This is a genomic window from Dactylosporangium sp. NBC_01737 (genome assembly GCF_035963215.1).
Lineage (GTDB): Bacteria > Actinomycetota > Actinomycetes > Mycobacteriales > Micromonosporaceae > Dactylosporangium.
This window is the reverse complement of the sequence record NZ_CP109153.1, coordinates 9,032,367-9,051,515: the sequence shown is the minus strand read 5'-3', so window position 1 is coordinate 9,051,515 and position 19,149 is coordinate 9,032,367. Positions and strand designations below refer to the sequence as shown.

20 protein-coding genes are annotated in these 19,149 nt (G+C 73.3%); 13 read left to right on the top strand and 7 right to left on the bottom strand.

Annotated features, from left to right (window positions below):
• The first annotated feature begins 7 nt into the window (after window positions 1–7).
• The 3 genes from OHA72_RS41240 to OHA72_RS41230 are packed head-to-tail and all read left to right on the top strand — an operon-like array spanning window position 8 to window position 1,439.
• Window positions 8–346, top strand: a complete 339-nt coding sequence (locus OHA72_RS41240; protein WP_327001515.1) for an ArsR/SmtB family transcription factor — start codon at window positions 8–10, stop codon at window positions 344–346.
• On the top strand, window positions 343–819 hold the full coding sequence (locus OHA72_RS41235) for an SRPBCC domain-containing protein (protein WP_327001514.1): 477 nt from the start codon (window positions 343–345) through the stop codon (window positions 817–819). Before OHA72_RS41240 ends, OHA72_RS41235 begins: the two co-directional genes overlap by 4 nt.
• The gene (locus OHA72_RS41230) at window positions 816–1,439 is read left to right on the top strand and encodes a dihydrofolate reductase family protein (protein ID WP_327001513.1); all 624 of its coding nucleotides are present in this window, start codon (window positions 816–818) and stop codon (window positions 1,437–1,439) included. The genes OHA72_RS41235 and OHA72_RS41230 overlap by 4 nt, the downstream gene beginning before the upstream one ends.
• 21 nt (window positions 1,440–1,460) lie before the next feature.
• Here OHA72_RS41230 and OHA72_RS41225 read toward each other — a convergent pair whose 3' ends face one another.
• Together OHA72_RS41225 and OHA72_RS41220 are read right to left on the bottom strand one after the other, a co-directional pair.
• Window positions 1,461–1,976, bottom strand: coding sequence for a DinB family protein (locus OHA72_RS41225; protein WP_327001512.1), 516 nt, complete (start codon window positions 1,974–1,976; stop codon window positions 1,461–1,463).
• A 27-nt stretch (window positions 1,977–2,003) separates the two neighbouring features.
• The gene (locus tag OHA72_RS41220; protein ID WP_327001511.1) at window positions 2,004–2,372 is read right to left on the bottom strand and encodes a group I truncated hemoglobin; all 369 of its coding nucleotides are present in this window, start codon (window positions 2,370–2,372) and stop codon (window positions 2,004–2,006) included.
• Window positions 2,373–2,487: 115 nt separating this feature from the next.
• Here OHA72_RS41220 and pgm point away from each other — a divergent pair, with 115 nt between their 5' ends.
• Window positions 2,488–4,119 (top strand): phosphoglucomutase (alpha-D-glucose-1,6-bisphosphate-dependent), encoded by a 1,632-nt coding sequence (pgm, locus tag OHA72_RS41215; protein WP_327001510.1) that lies wholly within the window; start codon window positions 2,488–2,490, stop codon window positions 4,117–4,119.
• Between the two features lie 52 nt (window positions 4,120–4,171).
• On the opposite strand, the gene OHA72_RS41210 is transcribed toward pgm, so the two are convergent.
• Window positions 4,172–4,816: an adenylate kinase gene (locus OHA72_RS41210; RefSeq protein WP_327001509.1), complete on the bottom strand. Its 645-nt coding sequence runs from the start codon at window positions 4,814–4,816 to the stop codon at window positions 4,172–4,174.
• Window positions 4,817–4,987: 171 nt separating this feature from the next.
• Window positions 4,988–5,365: an FKBP-type peptidyl-prolyl cis-trans isomerase gene (locus OHA72_RS41205; protein WP_327001508.1), complete on the bottom strand. Its 378-nt coding sequence runs from the start codon at window positions 5,363–5,365 to the stop codon at window positions 4,988–4,990.
• A 148-nt stretch (window positions 5,366–5,513) separates the two neighbouring features.
• On the opposite strand from OHA72_RS41205, the gene OHA72_RS41200 reads away from it, so the two are divergent.
• Together OHA72_RS41200 and OHA72_RS41195 are read left to right on the top strand one after the other, a co-directional pair.
• Window positions 5,514–6,089, top strand: coding sequence for a hypothetical protein (locus tag OHA72_RS41200; RefSeq protein ID WP_327001507.1), 576 nt, complete (start codon window positions 5,514–5,516; stop codon window positions 6,087–6,089).
• Between the two features lie 10 nt (window positions 6,090–6,099).
• On the top strand, window positions 6,100–6,675 hold the full coding sequence (locus OHA72_RS41195) for a hypothetical protein (RefSeq protein WP_327001506.1): 576 nt from the start codon (window positions 6,100–6,102) through the stop codon (window positions 6,673–6,675).
• A 4-nt stretch (window positions 6,676–6,679) separates the two neighbouring features.
• Here the strand turns inward: OHA72_RS41195 and OHA72_RS41190 are convergent, their stop codons facing one another.
• A complete protein-coding gene (locus OHA72_RS41190; protein WP_327001505.1) occupies window positions 6,680–7,330 on the bottom strand; it encodes a type 1 glutamine amidotransferase domain-containing protein in 651 nt (216 codons plus the stop codon).
• A gap of 70 nt (window positions 7,331–7,400) precedes the next feature.
• On the opposite strand from OHA72_RS41190, the gene OHA72_RS41185 reads away from it, so the two are divergent.
• From OHA72_RS41185 to OHA72_RS41155, 7 genes are all read left to right on the top strand, one after another.
• Window positions 7,401–8,264 carry a LysR family transcriptional regulator gene (locus OHA72_RS41185; RefSeq protein ID WP_327001504.1) on the top strand — a complete coding sequence of 288 codons (864 nt, stop codon included), beginning with the start codon at window positions 7,401–7,403 and terminating at the stop codon, window positions 8,262–8,264.
• 18 nt (window positions 8,265–8,282) lie between these two features.
• Window positions 8,283–9,680: a sigma 54-interacting transcriptional regulator gene (locus OHA72_RS41180; RefSeq protein WP_327001503.1), complete on the top strand. Its 1,398-nt coding sequence runs from the start codon at window positions 8,283–8,285 to the stop codon at window positions 9,678–9,680.
• A 4-nt stretch (window positions 9,681–9,684) separates the two neighbouring features.
• Window positions 9,685–11,637, top strand: coding sequence for a vWA domain-containing protein (locus OHA72_RS41175; protein WP_327001502.1), 1,953 nt, complete (start codon window positions 9,685–9,687; stop codon window positions 11,635–11,637).
• A gap of 76 nt (window positions 11,638–11,713) precedes the next feature.
• Complete coding sequence (locus tag OHA72_RS41170; RefSeq protein WP_203853177.1) at window positions 11,714–11,869, top strand: DUF6131 family protein; 156 nt, start codon at window positions 11,714–11,716, stop codon at window positions 11,867–11,869.
• Between the two features lie 209 nt (window positions 11,870–12,078).
• Window positions 12,079–12,633, top strand: coding sequence for a hypothetical protein (locus tag OHA72_RS41165; RefSeq protein ID WP_327001501.1), 555 nt, complete (start codon window positions 12,079–12,081; stop codon window positions 12,631–12,633).
• A gap of 265 nt (window positions 12,634–12,898) precedes the next feature.
• Window positions 12,899–14,542, top strand: coding sequence for a hypothetical protein (locus OHA72_RS41160; RefSeq protein WP_327001500.1), 1,644 nt, complete (start codon window positions 12,899–12,901; stop codon window positions 14,540–14,542).
• A gap of 308 nt (window positions 14,543–14,850) precedes the next feature.
• A complete protein-coding gene (locus tag OHA72_RS41155) occupies window positions 14,851–15,324 on the top strand; it encodes a peptidase inhibitor family I36 protein (protein WP_327001499.1) in 474 nt (157 codons plus the stop codon).
• Here OHA72_RS41155 and OHA72_RS41150 read toward each other — a convergent pair.
• Window positions 15,315–17,138, bottom strand: a complete 1,824-nt coding sequence (locus tag OHA72_RS41150) for a tetratricopeptide repeat protein (protein WP_327001498.1) — start codon at window positions 17,136–17,138, stop codon at window positions 15,315–15,317. The genes OHA72_RS41155 and OHA72_RS41150 overlap by 10 nt on opposite strands.
• A 1,526-nt stretch (window positions 17,139–18,664) precedes the next feature.
• A complete protein-coding gene (locus OHA72_RS41145; protein ID WP_327001497.1) occupies window positions 18,665–19,144 on the bottom strand; it encodes an NUDIX hydrolase in 480 nt (159 codons plus the stop codon).
• Between the last annotated feature and the right edge of the window lie 5 nt (window positions 19,145–19,149).

Here is a 19,149-nt window from a genome sequence, read left to right as displayed (position 1 = left end):
AAGCCTTGTGGCTCAGTATCCGGCGCAACTCGACGAGGTGTTCGCCGCCCTCACCGACCAGACCCGGCGTGCCGTGATCCGCCGCCTCGGCCGCGGACCGGCGAGCGTCGGCGACCTGGCCCGGGAGTTCCCGATGGCCCTGCCCTCCTTCATGAAGCACGTGCGCACGCTGGAGGGCAGCGGCCTGATCCGCACCGCCAAGTCGGGCCGGGTGCGCACCTGCACGCTCAACCGCGAGCGCCTCGCCCTGGTCGACGACTGGCTCGCCGAGCAGCGGCGGATCTGGCAGGAGCGCACCGACCGCCTCGAACAGTTCGTCACCGACACCGCGAAGGACCAGCCGTGAACCCCGATCTCGACCTCACCCTGGCACGGGTCATCCGTGCCCCCCGCGCAAGCGTGTGGAGCGCGTGGACCGACCCCTCCCGCCTCGCGCAGTGGTGGGTCCCGGCACCCGCGCGGTCCCGCGTCGACCGCTTGGACGTCCGCCCCGGCGGCGGGTTCGTCACGCGGCTCAGCGACGACGGCGTCTCGTTCGTACCCCACATGGACGCCTGCTTCATCATCGTCGAGGACCTGGAACGGATCGTGTTCACCAACGCGATCGACAGCGCCTGGCGCCCCGCGAGCCCCGCCCCGATCGCCATGACCGCCGAGATCACGTTCGGTGCGCACCCGGACGGCACGGACTACCGGGTCGTCGTGCGGCACGGCGACCCGGCGGCCCGGTCACTGCACGAGAAGCTGGGCTTCATCGACGGCTGGGGCTCGGTCACCGAGCAGCTCGCCGCCCTCGCCGAGAGCGACGCCGCCCGATGAAAATCACCCTCACCCAGTTCGTCACCATGGACGGCGTCTGCCAGGGCCCCGGCTCGCCCACCGAGGACACCAGCGACGGCTTCACCCGCGGCGGCTGGCTGGTGCCACACATCGACGCGCAGTTCGTCGAGCAGGCGTCCGACTGGCTCGACCTCGCCGACGGCCTCCTGCTCGGCCGCCGCACCTACGAGGCCTTCGCCCGCGACTGGCCGCAGATCACCGACCCCGACGATCCCTTCACCGAGCGGATGAACTCGCTGTCCAAGTACGTCGTGTCGAGCACGCTCACCGACGCGACCTGGAGACCTGCGACGGTGCTGCGCGGCGACCCGGCCGGCGCGGTCGCCGCGCTCAAGGCACAGCCCGGCCGGGAACTGCAGATCCACGGCAGCGCCCGCCTCGGCGGCGCGCTGCTGTCGGCCGGCCTGGTGGACACGCTCCGCCTCGTCGTGGCCCCTGCCGTGATCGGGACCGGGCGGCGGCTGCTCACCCATCCGGCCGACACCGTCGGCCTGCGGCTCGCCCGCCACGACGTCACCGCGACCGGGCTGCTCCTGCTCGAATACGAGACCACCGGCACCGCCCCGGTCGGCACCTACGAAGGCGTCACCGCCGTGTGACGCGGCCGGCCACTCAGCCGCTCAGCCGGTCTCGCCGTCGATGCGCTGGCGGAGCAGGTCGGCGTGGCCGTTGTGGCGGGCGTACTCCTGGATCAGGTGCAGGTAGACGGCGCGCAGCGACATCGGGCCGCGCTGGGCGTCCTCGAACGCGTCGTCCAGGGCCGCGGCGGCCACCGCGACCCGCGACGCCTGCCACTGCGCCAGCAGCCGCTCGTAGTCGGCTTCGGCAGCGGCGGGGTCGACCTCGTCGAAGGCCGCGTCCTTGGCATCGTCGCGGCGGTACAGGAACGGCACCGGCGACTGGCGGAACCGGGTATGGAACCACTCCCGCTCCACGTCGGTGACGTGCCGCAGCAGCCCGAGCAGCGACAACGTCGACGGGGGAGCGGAGCGCTGCGCCAGCTCCTCACCGGTCAGCCCCGTGCACTTGCCGACCAGCACGGCCCGCTGCCAGTCCAGGAACCCTTCCAGCAGGGTCCGCTCGTCGGCGACGAGCGAACCCCCGAACGGCGGCGCAGCGGGCGCGATCCACGTCATACCCGGATCATCCCATGCGGAACCGAGCTAAGCGGGCACCACGATGTCGGCCTTCACCGCGGACAGGGTGTCCTCGACGGCGGCGACGATGTCGCGGGGGGCGTGGGCCAGGAACAGGGCGGCCAGGGCCAGGTCGACCACGCGGGTGTAATGGGCGTCGGTGATGCCCAGGCCGCGGTGCGCCTCGCCGAGCTCGCGGCCGCCGTACTCCGCGGGGCCGCCGAGCACCTGGGCGAGCAGCGCCGCCATGTGCCGCTTCAGCGACTCGACGGTCACGGTGGCGAAGTACGGGGACAGCTCCTCGTCGGAGAGGATCCAGGTGTAGAGCTGGTCGACGACGTGCTTGACGGCGGGGCCGCCACCGACCCTGGAGTACATCGAAACCGCGGTGGTCATCATCGCCTCACGAGGGTGAAGGGGGCATCGATGCGCGGCATTCTAGCCACGGATTGTTTCCGCTGATGCCCCGGTCATGTCGCAGCGCACAGCCTGACGTGGCAACGTATGCCGTATGTCCGTCCATCCCCGTGCAGGGCTACCGGCGCAGCGCTCCGACCTCGTCGACGTCCCGCGACTCATCACCAGCTACTACGCCGAGCACCCCGACGTCGCCGACCCCGCCCAGCAGGTCGCGTTCGGCACCTCCGGGCACCGCGGGTCGAGCCTGCGCCGGTCGTTCAACGAGGACCACATCGTCGCGACCAGCCAGGCCATCTGCGAATACCGGGCGATCCAGGGGTACACGGGGCCGCTCTTCGTCGGCAAGGACACCCACGCGCTGTCGGAGCCGGCGACGGTGAGCGCCCTGGAGGTGTTCGCCGCCAACGGGGTCCAGGTGCTCATCGACAGCCGGGACGGGTACACGCCGACGCCGGCGCTGTCACACGCCATCCTCACCCACCGGCACCTCGGCGCCGACGGGGTCGTGGTCACGCCGTCGCACAACCCGCCGGAGGACGGCGGCTTCAAGTACAACCCGCCGCACGGCGGCCCCGCCGACACCGACGTCACCAAGTGGATCCAGGACCGGGCCAACGCCCTGCTGGCGGCCGGGCTCAAGGACGTCAAACGGATCCCGTACGCGCGGGCACGCACCGCCGACACCACCGGCCGGTACGACTTCCTCGCCGCCTACGTCGACGACCTGCCGGCCGCGATCGACCTCGCCGCCATCTCCAACGCCGGGGTCCGCATCGGCGCCGACCCGCTCGGCGGCGCCAGTGTCGCGTACTGGGCCGCCATCGCCGAACGGCACAAGCTGGACATGACCGTGGTCAACCCGGACGTCGATCCGACCTTCGCGTTCATGACCCTGGACTGGGACGGCAAGATCCGGATGGACTGCTCGTCGCCGAACGCGATGGCGTCACTGATCGGCAAGCGGGGCGACTACCAGGTGGCCACGGGCAACGACGCCGACGCCGACCGGCACGGCATCGTCACCCCGGACGCGGGCCTGATGAACCCCAACCATTTCCTCGCCGTGGCCATCCAGTACCTGTTCAAGGCCCGCGACGGCTGGCCGCAGGGCGCCGCGATCGGCAAGACCCTCGTCTCCTCCTCGATGATCGACCGGGTCGCGACCGACCTCGGCCGCACGCTCATCGAGGTGCCGGTCGGGTTCAAGTGGTTCGTGCCCGGCCTGCTGGACGGCTCCGTCGGCTTCGGCGGCGAGGAGAGCGCCGGAGCGTCGTTCCTGCGCCGCGACGGCGAGGTCTGGACGACGGACAAGGACGGCCTGCTGCTGTGCCTGCTCGCCGCCGAGATCATCGCGACGACCGGCCGGTCGCCCAGCGAGCACTACGCCGACCTCGTCGCACGGCACGGCGCCCCCGCGTACGCGCGGATCGACGTCGCCTCCACCCGCGAGGAGAAGGCGGTGCTGGGCAAGCTGGCGCCGGAGCAGGTGACGGCGACGGAGCTGGCAGGGGAGCCGATCACGGCGAAGCTGACCGCCGCACCCGGCAACGGCGCCGCCCTCGGAGGGCTGAAGGTCGTCACCGCGTCCGGGTGGTTCGCGGCGCGGCCGTCCGGCACCGAGGACGTCTACAAGGTCTACGCCGAGTCGTTCCAGGGCCCGGAGCACCTGGAACGCATCCAGCAGGAGGCCCGCGGGGTCGTGTCGGCGGCACTGTCGGCCTGACGCACGAAAGCCCGGCCCCAGGGCCGGGCTTTCGCAGCGCGGAGCGGGCGGGTCAGGCGACCGCGCGGTCCGGTGCCGCGGCGGTGCGACCGGCGGTCGGGCGCTGCTTGAAGGCCCGCTGCAGCTGCACGACGATCGACCAGGTGACCTCGCCGACCGGGCGGGCGCCGTTGACCTGGATGAGCAGCTCGCGCTGCTGGTAGTAGTCCAGCAGGGGGCGGGTCTTCTCCTCGTACACCTTGATGCGGTGCTTGATCACGTCGACGGTGTCGTCCGCGCCGCGGGCGCGCGCCAGCATCCGGCGGATCAGCTCGTCCTCGGGCACCTCGAGGTGGATCGCGATCTGCACGCCGACGCCGAGGTCGCCGGCGGTGCGGTAGGCCGCCTCGGCCTGCTCGACGGTGCGCGGGAACCCGTCCAGGACGTAGCCGCCGTCGGCGTTCGCGGCGAGGACGGGCTTGCGGAGCATGTCCATGATGATCTGGTCGGGGACGAGCTCACCCTTGTTGACGAGTTCCTCGACCGTGCGGCCGATCGTCGTGCTCTCGGCGATGTTCCTGCGCAGGAGGTCGCCGCTGGCGATGTGGGTGATGCCGAACTGCTGCGCGATGAGCTGCGCCTGGGTGCCCTTGCCCGCACCCGGTGCGCCGATCATGAGGATCCGTTTCGCGCGCGGTGTCGCCGACTGCATTGTCATCTGCACACCCCTTTATGGCGTTGTGACATGGTGAAAAAGAGTGCCGGCCGACGCCGATGGTCCAGCATCCCACCTCGATGTCCGAGCGGGGCTGGGTGTCAGCTGTGAATTACCGCATTCCTATCTGTGGGTCCGGTAGGGAATACCGGACCCACAGACGGACTTGAGGATCTACCGGGTGCCGACCAGGTCCACGACGAAGACGAGCGTCTCGCCCGGCTTGATCAGGCCGCCGCCGGCGCCCCGGCTGCCGTAGCCCAGGTGCGGCGGGATGACCAGCTTGCGCCGGCCGCCGACCTTCATGCCGGCCACGCCCTGGTCCCAGCCGGCGATGACCTCGCCCTGGCCGAGCCCGAAGTCGAAGGTGCCGCCACGATTCCACGAGGCGTCGAACTCTTTGCCCGTCGACAGCGACACACCCACGTAGTGGACGCTGACCCGCTGACCGGGCTGGGCCTCCGCTCCGTCGCCGACGGTGATGTCGTCGATCACCAGGTCGGCCGGCGGCGGGCCGTCGGGCAGGGTCACGTCGGGCTTGCTGAGCGCCATGCGAAAACTCCTCGGCGGGATGTCGGTTGCTGCGGTACGTGTCGGCGTCCATCCTGCCGTATGCGCAGCGGCCCGGCTTCCAACCACCCGGCATCTGGCCCTGAGGTGATATGGACCACGCTCGGTTGCCGGTCGTACGCTGAAGCCGATGGCACACGGCACGCCTCCGAGCAGACCGGTGCGGCAGGCCTACTGGCTGGTCACCGGTGGTCTCATCCTGGTCGCCGCACAGACCGTCGCGGCGGTGGCCCTGCTCCTGCGGTTCGGCGCGGCGTATGACGCCCACGCGCCGTGGACCTTCAGCGAGCAGGTGCAGGTCGACGGCGTGCACACCCGGCTGGTCGGCGCGGCCGTGCTGGGCGCCGGCATGTCGCTGCTGCTGGCCGGCGCGGCCCTCGCGGTCCCGCGCCGCTCGACCAGCACCCGCACCGTCGTCGGCTTCGCCGGGCTGGTCGTGGCGATCGCGCTGCTGCTCGGCATCGTGCTCGGCCCCGACGGCGCGGTGCTGGCCGGCAACGCCGAGGAGCTCGCCCACCTGGAGAAGCTGCTGCCGGTGTGGTTCACCGCCGTCACGGCGGCGACGGTCACCGGGGTTGTCGTGCTGCTGGGCACCGCCTTCGCCCGGCTGGGCCGGGACGCGGCGCTGCACTACTACCAGCACCACGACCCGACCGCCACGTGGCGCGGCTTCACGTCCTGGCTCGACATCGCGAGCCGGACCTGACGGCGCGCCGTTGAGCAGGACCGCTGCGGCGCCGCACCCTGTCCGGCAGGCGTACCGGCTGATCATCGCCGCCATCACGCTGATCTCGGCCGAGACGATCGCGGCCGCGGTGCTGTACGCCCGCTTCGACACCGCCCGCACCGCGCACGCCCCTTGGAGCGTCCGCGAGCAGCTCCAGCTCGACAGCATGCACACCCGCCTGGCGCTCACCGCCGTGCTCGGCGCCGGCCTGGTGGGCCTGCTCACCGGGGTCGCGATGGCGGTCCTGCGCAGGTCCGTCGGCACCCGCACGGTCGTCGGCCTGGCGGCGCTGCTCACCGCGGTCGGGCTGCTCCTCGGCGTGGTGATCAACCCCGACAACGCGCTGCTGGCCTACGGCGCGGCCGAGGAGGCACATCTGTACCGGGTGCTGCCCTTCTGGTTCTCCGTGCTGTCCTCGACCGCCGTCACCGGCGCGCTGTTCGCCCTGGCCGCCGCGTTCGTCGCGCTGGGCCGCGAGGCGGCGTACGAGTACTACCAGTACCGTGACCCGGCCTTGGGCTGGACCGGCTTCGACTCCTGGCGGGAGATCGCCCGCGACCGGTGAACCGTCAGCGGGTCTGCAGGGCGTCGAGCATCGCCTCGGCGACGCCGGTGGCGCTGGCCGGGTTCTGGCCGGTGACCAGGCGCCCGTCGCGGACCACCCACGGCTGCCACGGCGCCGCGCCGGTGTGCCGCGCGCCGAGGTCCTCCAGGCGTCGCTGCAGCGCGAACGGCACCACGTCGCTCAGCCCGACCAGGCGCTCCTCCTCGTCGGTGAAGCCGGCGACGTCCCGCCCCGCGACCAGCGCGCCGCCGCCGGTGAGCGTGACGCCGACCAGCCCGGCCGGACCGTGGCAGACGGCACCGACGACGCCGCCCTGCTCGTACACCTGCCGCACCAAGGACTGCAGCGCCGTGCTGTCCGGGAAGTCCCACATGGTGCCGTGGCCGCCGGCCAGGAGCACCGCGTCGAAGCGGGCGGGGTCGACGTCGGCGACGGCCGGGGTGTCGTGGCCGAGGAACGCCAGGAAGTCCTCGTGGCCGGCGGTGTCGCCGTCGCGGGGCGGGTCGCCGCCGAGGACCGACGCCACCGTCACGTCGTGCCCGGCCTTGGTGAACACCTCCCACGGGTGGGCCGCCTCGGAGACGTAGAAGCCGGTGCCGCGGCCGGTGTCGCCGAGGGTCGCGTGGCTGGTCAGGACGATCAGGATCGCTGTCATGCAGGCAGTTTCGCGCGCTGGGTGCCATCGGCACCAATAGCCGAACAGTGGTCGTACCATAGGAAATCCTATGGCAATCTCCCTCGATCTGCTGCGCACCTTCCTCGCCGTGCACCGCGAGGGCTCCGTCACCGGCGCCGCCCGGCGGCTTTCGCTGTCCCAGCCGACCGTCACCGCCCAGCTGCAGGCCCTGGAGGCGGCGCTGGGCCGGCCGCTGTTCATCCGCCGGCCCCGCGGCGTCGCGCCCACCCCGGCCGCCGACCTGCTGGCCCGGCAGGTCGCGGGGCCGCTGGACGACCTCGCCGGCGTCGCCGAGCGGCCCGAGGAGGGCACCGTGCGGCTCGGCGGCGCCGCGGAGTTCCTCACCGACCTGGTGCTGCCCGCGCTCGCCGGCCTCGTCGCCGCCGGGCTGAAGCTGCGGGTCACGCTCGGGCTGTCCGACGACCTCGCCGACGCGCTGAGCGACGGCGCCCTCGACCTCGCCGTGCTCACCAGCCGCCCACGCCGCCGCCAGCTCGCCGCCGAGCCGCTCTACGACGAGGAGTTCGTCCTGGTCGCCGCGCGGGCCTGCGACGTCGCCACGACCCCGCTCGTCAGCTACGCCGAGGAGTTGCCGATCATCCGGCGGTACTGGCGCAGCGTGTTCGACCAGCGTCAGCACCGCACCGCGGACGTGGTGGTGCCGAGCCTGCACGCGGTCCGCGCGCTGGTGCTCGCCGGCGCGGGGTGCAGCGTCCTGCCCGAATACCTGGTCCGCGCCGACCTCGACGCCGGCCGCCTCGTGCTGCTGCACGACCCGCCGGTGCCGCCGCTCAACACGCTGTTCCTCGCGCACCGCGCCGGGCCGGTCGCTCCCGCCGTCGCCGCGGTGCGGTCCGCGCTGCTGGCCCGCTTCCGCACCGGAGATCGTCCGGTTTCGCCGCTGGAAACTTGAGCGCGCTAGGTTCGACCAGTGACCCAGCCTTTGGACCTGCCCCGCACCGTGGGCGAGCTGCGATCGAGCGGCCACCGGTTCCGCACCGTCAAACAGGAGCTGCGCGAAAACCTCCTGGCCAAGCTCCGCTCCGGCGAGCCCCGCTTCCCCGGGATCGTCGGCTACGAAGACACCGTCCTGCCCGAGCTCGAGCGGGCCATCCTGGCCGGACACGACCTGGTCCTGCTCGGCGAGCGCGGCCAGGGCAAGACCCGCGTCATCCGCGGCCTCGTGTCGCTGCTGGACGAGTGGACCCCGGTCATCGCCGGATCCGAGCTCAACGAGCACCCGTATGAGCCGATCACGCCCGCGTCCCGGCGCCTGGCCCTCGAAGCCGGCGACGCGCTGCCGGTGGACTGGCTGCACCGCTCGAAGCGCTACGGGGAGAAGCTCGCCACCCCCGACACGTCCGTCGGCGACCTCATCGGCGACGTCGACCCGATCCGGGTCGCGCAGGGCCGCACCCTCGGCGACCCGGAGACCATCCACTTCGGACTCGTCCCGCGCACCAACCGCGGCATTTTCGCCGTCAACGAGCTGCCCGACCTGGCCGAGCGCATCCAGGTGTCGCTGCTCAACGTCCTGGAGGAGCGCGACATCCAGGTCCGCGGCTACCAGCTGCGGCTGCCCCTGGACGTGCTGCTCGTCGCCAGCGCCAACCCCGAGGACTACACCAACCGCGGCCGGATCATCACACCGCTCAAGGACCGCTTCGGCGCGGAGATCCGCACCCACTACCCCCTCGACCTGGAGCTGGAGACCGACCTGATCGAGCAGGAGGCGCAGCTGGTCGCGCAGGTCCCCGGGCACGTCATCGAGGTCCTGGCCCGGTTCACCCGCGCCGTGCGGGAGTCGCCCGCGGTCGACTCGCGCTCCGGTGTGTCCGCCCGGTTCGCGATCGCCGCCGCCGAGACCGTCGCCGCGTCCGCGCTGCGCCGCGGCGGGCTGCTCGGCGACGACAAGCCCGTCGCCCGGGTCGGCGACACCGTGTCGGTCACCAGCACCCTGCGCGGCAAGGTCGAGTTCGACAGCGGCGAGGAGGGCCGCGAGATCGAGATCCTCGCCCACCTGCTGCGCACCGCGACCGCCGACACGTTCCGGTCCCGGCTCGCAGGGCTGGACCTGTCCGGCTTCACCGACCTCGTCGCCGAGGGCCAGGTCATCGAGACCGGCGAACTCGCCGGCGCCGACGACATCCTCCAGCAGGTCGGCACCGTCCCGGGCCTGGCCAAGGTCCTCGAACGGCTCGGCCTCGGCGACGCGCCCAGCCGCGGCGAGGCCGCCGCCGGCATCGAGTTCGTCCTCGAGGGACTGCACCTCACCAGACGGCTGTCCAAGGATCTCACCGAGGACGGCCGCACCGTCTACGGAGGCTGAGCACGTGCGCCACAACAGGTTCCGCTACGGGGCGTGGCGCGGCGGGCCCGACCCGCTCGCGCCGCCCTATGACGTGCGCGCCGCCGTCGACCAGGTCGGCGCCGAGGTCCTCGACGGCGGCAGCCTCCGGGAGGCGCTGCGCAACCTGCTGCGCAACGGCCCCGACGGCGGCCGCGGCCTGGACGACCTGCTCGCCAGGGCGCGGCGGCTGCGCCGCGAGGCGATGCGCCGTGGCGACCTCGACGGTGCCGTGACCCGCGCCCAGCAGCTGCTCGACCAGGCCGTCGCCACCGAACGCGACGCGCTGGCGGCGATCGACGGCGACGACGCCCGCTTCGCCGAGGCGCAGCTGGCGAATCTGCCACGGTCGACGTCCAAGGCCGTCTCGGAGTTGTCCGAATACAACTGGACGTCGCCGGAGGCGCGGGCGCTGTACGAGCAGATCCTCGAGCAGCTGCGCAACGAGGTGCTCGGGCAGCGGTTCCAGGGGATGAAGGAAGCCCTGCAGGACCCGGCCATGCAGGAACGCATGCGGGAGATGCTGCAGGACCTCAACGCCCTGCTCGGCAAGCACGCCCGCGGCGAGAACACCGACGACGCGTTCGCGCAGTTCATGGCCCAGCACGGCGACTTCTTCCCGGAGCAGCCCGGCACCGTCGAGGAGCTCATCGACGCCCTCGCCCGCCGCGCCGCCGCCGGGGAGCGGCTCCTGCGCTCCCTGAGCCCGCAGCAGCGCGAGGAGCTGCAGGCGCTGATGGAGCAGTCCCTCGGCAGCCTCGCCGGGGAGATGGCCGCCCTCACCGACAACCTGCGCGCCCTGCGCCCCGACCTCAACTGGGGTCGCGGCGAGCGGGTCCGCGGGCAGCGTGACCTCGGCTACGGCGAGGCGGCCGGCGCTCTGGAGGAGATCGGCGACCTCGACGACCTCCTCGACCAGCTCGGCCAGGAGCACCCCGGCGCCACCCTCGACGACGTGGACGTCGAGGCGGTCGAGCGGCAGCTCGGCCGGTCCGCCGCCGACGACCTGCGCCGGCTGCGGGAGCTGGAGCAGCAGCTGCGCCGGCAGGGTTGGGTCACCCGCGGCGCCGACGGGCTCACGCTGAGCCCCAAGGCGCTGCGCCGGCTCGGCGGCACCGCGTTGCGCACCGTCTTCGCGGACCTCGCCGCGGGCCGCAAGGGCCAGCACGACCTGCGCGACGCCGGCGCCGCGGGCGAGCTGACCGGGGCGTCGCGGCGCTGGCAGTACGGTGACGAACAGCCCATCGACGTGGTGCGCACCATCGGCAACGCGGTGCGCCGCCAGGCCACCGGCGGCACCGCGGTCCTGCCCATCGGGCTGGACGTCGAGGACTTCGAGATCGCCGAGACCGAGCGGCGGGTCTCCGCCGCCGTCGCGCTCTGCGTCGACCTGTCCTTCTCGATGATGGCCGACGGCCGGTGGGGCCCGATGAAACAGGCCGCGCTCGCCCTGTCGCACCTCGTCGCGACCCGGTTCCCGCAGGACGCCCTGCAGATCATCGGATTCGGCCGGTACGCCACGAAGCTGTCCGTCGAGGAACTCGCCGCGGTCGAACCCGACTACGTGCAGGGGACCAACCTGCAGCACGCCCTCATGCTCGCGGGCCGGCACCTGCGCCGGCACCCGGGCTCCGACCCCGTCGTCCTCGTCGTCACCGACGGCGAGCCGACCGCCCACCTGCTCGACGACGGCACCTCCTACTTCCACTGGCCGTCGACCCGCGAGACGGTGACCTCCACGGTGCACGAGGTCGACCAGCTCACCCGCTACGGCGCCGTGCTCAACGTGTTCATGCTCGGCGAGGATCCCGGCCTGCGCCGCTTCGTCGACGCCGTCGCCCGGCGCAGCGGCGGGCGGGTCTTCACGCCCGAGGCCGGTGACCTGGGCCGATACGTTGTGTCCGACTACATCCGCGCCCGCCGGGGGCGCCGCGGGTGATCCGTGTTTCAGATCAGGCGGGGGAGGGGTACCTGAAGAATGTCCACGCAACACCCCTCCTCCCCGGGAGCTGAAGATGATCGTCCTTGGCCTGATCCTGTTCCTGCTCGGGCTCTTCCTGCACGTCGGCATCCTGGAGACGATCGGCATCGTGCTGCTGATCGTGGGCGCGGTGCTGTGGATCCTGGGCGCCGTCGGCCGCCCGCTCGCCGGGCGACGTCACTACTGGTAGCCCTCCCCGCGCGTAACTCGCACTGGCCGGCGGACCCCCGCCGGCCAGCGGCATTTCCGGCGGTTTATAAACAGCCGCCCGGGAATTGTTTCTCAGGCGTCCCGGCAATGCCGTTGCGGCCTGCGCGTCCGTCCCCGGATCATTCGGATGCGAAAGGTCGCCGTGGTCGCCGAATTCTCTGATATTTGATCGCTTGCGGTCTACGGATCGTGACCTCGATCATCGCTGGGTCGATCGTGCGGAGCACCGCACGGACCCACGAGATCGAGGAGGATCATATGGACGATCGCAGGAACAGGACACCGGACGATCGCGGCGGCGGCCGGTGGCGGCCGGTCGGGATCGCCGACGCGGTGACCGTCGTGGCGGTGCTGGCGGCGGTGTTCGGGTTGGCGGCGCTCGCCCTGACACGGGGCGCCGGCCCGGCACAGATCGGGGCGATGGTGCTGGTCGTGGCCACCGCGGCCGGGCGGCTGCTGCACCGCATCCGCAGGGCGGCGACGCAGTGGGGGTCTCCCGCTGCAACGGAAGACCCCCGTCCCCAGACCGCTGAACCCTTGAGTAGGCCGGACCGGGAGCATGTCGGCCCGCGTGACCGCGGCGTTACCGGATGCGGCGACGTTACCGCATTGTTGTCTGCCCGACCAAGGCCCGGCGGCGCAGTTCCGTCACTGGTGAAGCCAGTGACGCACGCCGATACGGTGACCGTTGATGGGCCGGTCGGTGCCGGTCACTCCACCACCCGGCCCGGCACCGGGGAATGATCGTCGATCGTCGGCCGGCGTGCACCGGCGCTGATGTGTCGACAATGCGCGCCGCACACGACTGGCGGACTTCTGGACCCTGGTGGCAATATGCCGCATGTCGGGATGCGCTCAGGACGGCTGCAACCGTCAGGCATTCCGGTGCTCACCCCGCCCGCACAGACCGCTGAACCCGGTGAGGCGGCGCCCTGGCGAAACCCGGCAGGGCGCCTCCTCGATGCACACCCATGGCCGCAACGACCGGACACGAAAGCGAGCCGGAACGATGCCCGAGCCGCAGACCGGCGGCGACCGCCCGGCGTCCAGGCCCACCCGCCCGCCGAAACCCTCCGGCGGCAACCGCGGCAGGCCGCTCAACGCGGTCAAGGGATACGGGCCCGCCGCGCAGTTCGCCCGTAAGCTGCGCGCTCTGCTGGCGGCCGCCGGCCGGCCCCGCCGCGTCGACCTGGCCTTCGGCCGCAGCAACCCGACCACGATGTCCAAGGTGGACAGCGGGCGCGAGCTGCCCACGTGGGACAACGTCGCGGACTACCTGCGCGGCTGCGGCCAGGACGCCGCCGCGATCGCCGGGTGGAGGAACGACTACGAGCAGCACGCCCGCCGCGCCGCGCGGTTCCGCCCCGACCTGTCCGCCGCGGACCGTGCCGCGCTGCGGGCGGCGGTCGGCGACCTGCTCGCCGCGGAAGGTGTCGACCGCCCGGAGCTCCTGCGCCGCCGCGCCGACGCCGAGCGCGACGGCGTTGCGGTCAACCTGCCGGTGGGGGAGGCCGTGCCCACGGTCGAAGAGCTGGTCGCCGAACCGGCCGGTGACCGGATCCTGTTGTGGACCGTCTATCTCGGCGGCGGGACCGCCGCGGACGTCGCGCACTGGCAGCAGCAACTGGCCCGGCTCCCACCGTCGCCGGAGCCCGGGCCTTCGCCTTCGCCTTCGCCTGCGCCGGACACGGTGCCGGGGCATGGGCCCGACGCGGCGGGCGCCGCGGCGTCGGACGCCGGGGCCGCGTCCGTGCCGCCGTCCGCCCCGGCCGCAGCGCCGCCGCCGGACTCTGCCCGGTGGCGGCGAGCGGTGCTGATCGGCGCCGGGGCGGTCCTGGTCCTGGTGCTCGGCGTCGGGTACGCGGTCGCGGCGAACGGCCGCAAACGCGACGCCGAGGGCACCGCGCCGCGTGCCACCTCGAGCCCGCCGGGTGTGACGTCCCCGGTCGCGCCAGGGGAGCCGACCGGCGCGACCGGCGACGCGGCGGCCGGAGTGCTCAACGACCTCGCGGACCGGGTCGCGCGGACCCCCGCGGCACCCACCGGCACCTACGCACACCTGCACCGCAGTCTCCGCAGCGTCGACACCACCGGCTCGGACGGCACGGGCACCACCGGCTTCGACACCGCCGGCAAGATCACGGAGGAGTGGCTGACCTGGTCCGCCACCGCCCCGGGCCGCCGGATCGTCAAGGTCACCGTCGACGGCGTCACCACGACCCCGAGCCCCGAGCCGCTCCCGCCCGGACCGCCCCGCGGCGCCGCCGGCCCGCCGAGCACCGACCCGGTGCTGCTCGAGCAGGTCCTCGGCGCCCGCCGGCCGGCGCGGGTCGGCCCGCCGCGGATGCTGCTCGGCGTCGCCGACCTGTGCGAGACGTACCCGCTGAACCCCGCCGAACGGGCAACCGTGCTGCGCCTGCTGGCCAGGGTCGCCGGCATCACCGTGCGCGGGCAGGCCGCCGACCGGACCGGCCGGCCCGGTCTCGCGGTCAGCGCCGACCACGCCGGCGGGCGGCGCGAGACCCTCATCTTCGGCCTGCTCGATGGCCGGCTCCTCGCGCACGAGACCTCGGTGCCCCTGCCCAGCGGCGGTGGCGACGTCACCGAGGACGTCGTGTTCCTCGAAGCGCACTACGACGACCAGCCGGCCTGAGCCGGCCCGGATCTGCAACTTGCAGATCCGGGTCCGTGCCGCGCCCGGCCGGGTCGTTCATGACCGTCCGTCACCACCGGGCGCCCGCACCGCCGTCCCCGCGCAGGTCGGCCGGTCCGCGCCAGGCCATTACGGTCCGTACGACCGATTTATAAGTCGCTGACAATTCCGCACCCGTGATGAGCAGGCCGGACCCACGCGGACATTCACTCATGACGCAGTCTGCACGCGGTCCTGGTGACCACGCAGCGTCGCCGCCTACGGTCGTCGCACCGCGTCCCGGTCCGCTGCAGCGTGGGGGTTCAGCCATGATTCGTGCTCTGACAGTCGCCTCTGTCGTCATCGCCGCGATCGCCGTCGCCGCCGCACCCGCAGCGGCGGCACCCGTGCGGGCCGGCGCCGCCGCGTACCTCGCCGAACACCCCGGCGGGACCCTCGTCGGCGCCAACGAGATCAGCTACGACGGTGGCCGGTTCATCGTCACCGTCGAGCCGCCGGAGCACACCACGGCCTACGTCGACTGCCCCTCGGGCTGGTTCTGCTTCTACGACCGGCCCGACTTCGGCTATCCGCGCGGCAAGCTGTCGTCCTGCGGCTGGCAGAGCCTGTCCCCGTACGGCTGGCAGGACCGCGTCGAGTCGGCGTACTACAACCTCAGCCGCGGCGCGGTGCAGTTCTTCGACTACGGCACCGGCCTGTTCACCGTCGGCGTCGGCTACCGCTCGATCGACTACGTCGGCAGCGCCATGAACCGCGCCACCGACGTGTACCGCTACTGCTGACGGCGCCGGAAGAGCCGGCCGAACCGCGACGGGGCGGCCGGCTTCGCCGCGGCGGGCGCGGCGCCGGCGGCGGTCACCTCGTCGGCGAGGGCGAGCACGTCGTCGACCATGCCCGGCACGATGCGCACCAGGTCGGCCAGGGAGTCCCGGATCGTGACCGCCCGGCTCCGCGACGCCTGCACGGCGGCAAGGAACCGGCGGCCGACGGTGTCGCGGACCTCGACCCGGCACGCCGGGTCGAGCCACGCCGCGACCGTCAACGCGAACAGCGCCGCCTCCGTCGTCCAGTCCTCGACACCCCACGCGATGTCGGTGAGCAGCTGCCGCTGCGCGGTCGTGTCGCCCGGGTCGGCCGGGTTGCGCAGCTCGCCGCAGTGCAGCAGGCCCAGGCACGCGAACACCTGCGCCGAGCGCTCCCACCAGCCGTCGGGCAGCTGCGCGTACCGCTGCGGGCGGGCCGGGGGGTGCACCAGCAGCGACAACAGCTGCTCGACCGGCAGCTCCCCGAGGGGCAGCGCGTGGTCGTAGGCGGCGACCGGGTGCGGCCACGCCGGACCGGCCAGGCCCGCCAGCAGCGCCTGGCTCGCCGCGGCGGCCGGTTCGACCGTCGGGTAGGCGGTCGTGCCGTCGTACCGCCACAACACCCGCACCGGCTTCAGCGGCTGCACCAGGTCCTGCGGCGGCGGCCCGGCGACCTCCACGGTCACCCGCGGCACCTCGCGGCGCAGCAGGGCCAGGGCGCTGGGCACCTCCAGCGCCGACAGCGCCATGCCGCCGTCCATCGTGCCGCGCTCCTCCAGGGGCACCCGGTGCAGCGTGTTGACGCACGCCTCGGTCGGCCCGGCGACCCGGCCGAGCCAGGTGCGGCGCTCGCACGCCTGGGCCAGGTCGGAGTGCTCGTGACTGACGGCCGGGTGCTCGCGGATGAAGTCGACCAGTGCCACCAGGTGCTGCACGTCGCCGTCGCGCTGGAACCGCAGCCGCTGCGCCGTGTGGACCGCGCAGTCGTAGTCCGACTGGCGGTGCATGCCCTCCTCCAGCAGCGCGATCGCCTCGTCGACCCGGCCGGAGTCGGCGAGCCAGTTGGCCATGTCGGCGCACAGGTCCATCTCCTGCGGCGCGGCCCGCCACGCCGCCCGCATCACCTTCAACGCCGCGTCGAGGCGGCCGTCGGCGCGCAGGGCGTACGCGTACCAGACGGCCGTGAGCTTGTCGGGGTGCAGCCGGTGACCGCGGGCACCCCACCGCACCGCTTCCGCGGTGTCACCGAACCGGCGGCCGAGCCCGGCGGCGGCGCCGTGCAGCAGCGCATGGTCCGGGTGCGCGCGCAGCGAGCGGCGGGCCAGGTCCAGGTACACCTCGTTGGCCTTCGCGACCGCGGCCGGCGCCGGATCGCCGAGCCGCTGCATGACCCCGACGAACAGCCTGGCCAGCTCGTCGGGGTCCAGCCCGGCGGGGTCGACGGCCCGCACCCAGCTCACGTCGGCCCACGGCTGCTCCGGATCGAACCCGGTCGCCTGCGCCAGCATCCGCAGCGACCCGAGCGGATCGGCCTGCGCCGTCACGTGCGCCCGCGCGACGACCGTGCCGATGAACGCCGGCTCGCGCAGCGGGAACAGGTCCGCCACGTCGCCGCCGGCCCGCGCGGTCAGCGCCGCGAGCAGTTCGTGCACCTCCGGCAGCCCCGGCGCCCAGGCGATCGCGCCGGCGAGGTGGTCGGCGGCGTGCTCGAGGTCGTCCTCGGCGAGCGCCACCCGCGCCAGGGACAGCTCACCGTGCGCCTGCGCCACCGGGTCTTCGACATCGTCGGCCACCCGCGGAGAGTAGAGCACACCGAAGGGGTGGTGTCGGGCGGCGTGTGTGCAGCGCTCCCCGTCGATGCACGGTAGCGTCGCCGCATGACCGAGGTCCGTCCTTTGCGCGAGCTCGCACCGCACCTGGTCTGGGAGGCGGTGCTCCTGCTCGCCGCCGGTGCCGTCGTCGCCGGCCAGTACAACGCCAACTCCGCCGTGTTCAGCCGGGGGCAGGTGTGGGCCGGGATCGCGATCCTGGGCTTCGCCGCCTGCGGCCTGGCCCTGTCGCTGCGCACCGCGACGCCCAACCTGGCGATCGGGTCGACCGCCGTGCTGGCCGGCTGGGCGTTCGCCGAGCAGGTCAACAACGGCACGTCCGTCGCCGTCGCGTTCATCGTCGCGGTCCTCGCGGCCGCCGGTGTCGGCGTGCTGCTCGCCCTGGTGGTCGGGCTCACCGCGCTGCCCGCCTGGGCGGTGACCCTCGGCGGCGGCTTCATCGTCTCGGCCGCGCTGCTCAAGGCCACCGGGGGCCGGCTCGTGCCGGTGACCGGCGCCGCCCGTGCCTCGACGGGCTTCGGCGTGTGGGCCGCGGTGTTCATCGTCGCCTCCATCGTCGGCGCGGTGCTGTTCGCGCTGCCCGCCGTCCGCCGGCTGCTGTCCGCGAACCGCCCGCTCGCCGGCGGCGACGACCCGGCCGCCTGGCGGCCCGCGAAGCTCGTCGGCGCCCTCGTCGGCGTCACCGGCTCCGCGGTCCTCGCCGGCGTGTCCGGGGTCCTGTCGGTCCGCCTCACCAGCGCCGCCGCGTTCACCGACAGCGGCCAGCTGCCGTTCGCGCTCGCCGCGGTCCTCCTCGGCGGCGTCAGCGTCTTCGGTCGCCGCGCCGGCGTGTTCGGTGTCGTCCTCGGTGTCGTGATCATCGACGGGGTACGCCGCTGGCAGTTGCTCGAGGGAGCGGACGCGGCCACGACCATGCTCACGACCGGGGTCCTCGCGGTCGTCGGACTGCTTGCGGTGTGGCTGCTGGAGCTGCTCGGCCGCCGCTTCGCCCCGCTGTCGGCCGCCGGCCCGGCCGCCGTGCCCGTGGGCGGACTCTCGGTACCGTTCCCGGTGCCTGGTGGGTTCCCGCATTCCGGACCGCCGGTGTTCGTGCCGCCGACCTCGGGGGCGCCGGGGTTCCTGCCCGCCGGGACGTCCTCGCCGGTCCCGTCGGGGCAGCCGGTCTACCCGCCCGGCTCGCCGTCGGGGATCCCGTCGCAGTTCCCCGGGCCCACGTCGGCGCCGCCCGGGGGCTACCCGCCGCCGCCACCGCCGACCTCGGGCGGACCGGCGTTCGGCCAGCCCACGTATCCGGCCCCGCCGCCGGCGGGTGGTCCCGGGTATCCGCCTGGGGCGATGATCCCGCAGCCGTGGACGTGCCGGGCGCCGGCGCCGCGCCGCAGGTCCCGTCGCAGCCGGTGTCGCCGCCGGTCAGCGGGCCGCCGAGCTCCGACCCGCCGCCCAGCCACCCGCAGACCCCGCCGCCGAGCTGGCCCCCGCAGAACTGACCGTCACATGGAGGATTCGACCAGCGCGGGGTGGTGGGTTCCCGCGGGGGCGAACCACGCCTCCTTCGCGTCGCGAAACGCCAGCTCGACGCGCAGCCGCGAATACGGCTCCAGGTCGGGCAGGTCGGTCGGCTCGAACCAGCCGACCTCGAAGGACTCGTCGTCGTTGACCCGGGCGGTGCCGCCGACCGCCCGGCACAGGAAGGTCACGCTGAGGTAGTTGCAGCGGTCGCCGTTGGGATAGTCCACCGGGTGGGTGGCCACGCCGAGGATCCGCTCGACGACCACGTCGACGCCGGTCTCCTCCAGTACCTCCCGCACGACGGTGTCGGCGGGCTGCTCACCGGGCTCGACCATCCCCGCGACCACGGACCAGCGGCCGGTGTCGCTGCGGCGCCCGAACAGCAGCCGGCCCTGCCCGTCGACGACGATCGCGCCGACGCCGGGCAGGAGCAGCAGGTCATGGCCGATGTGTGTGCGCATGGACC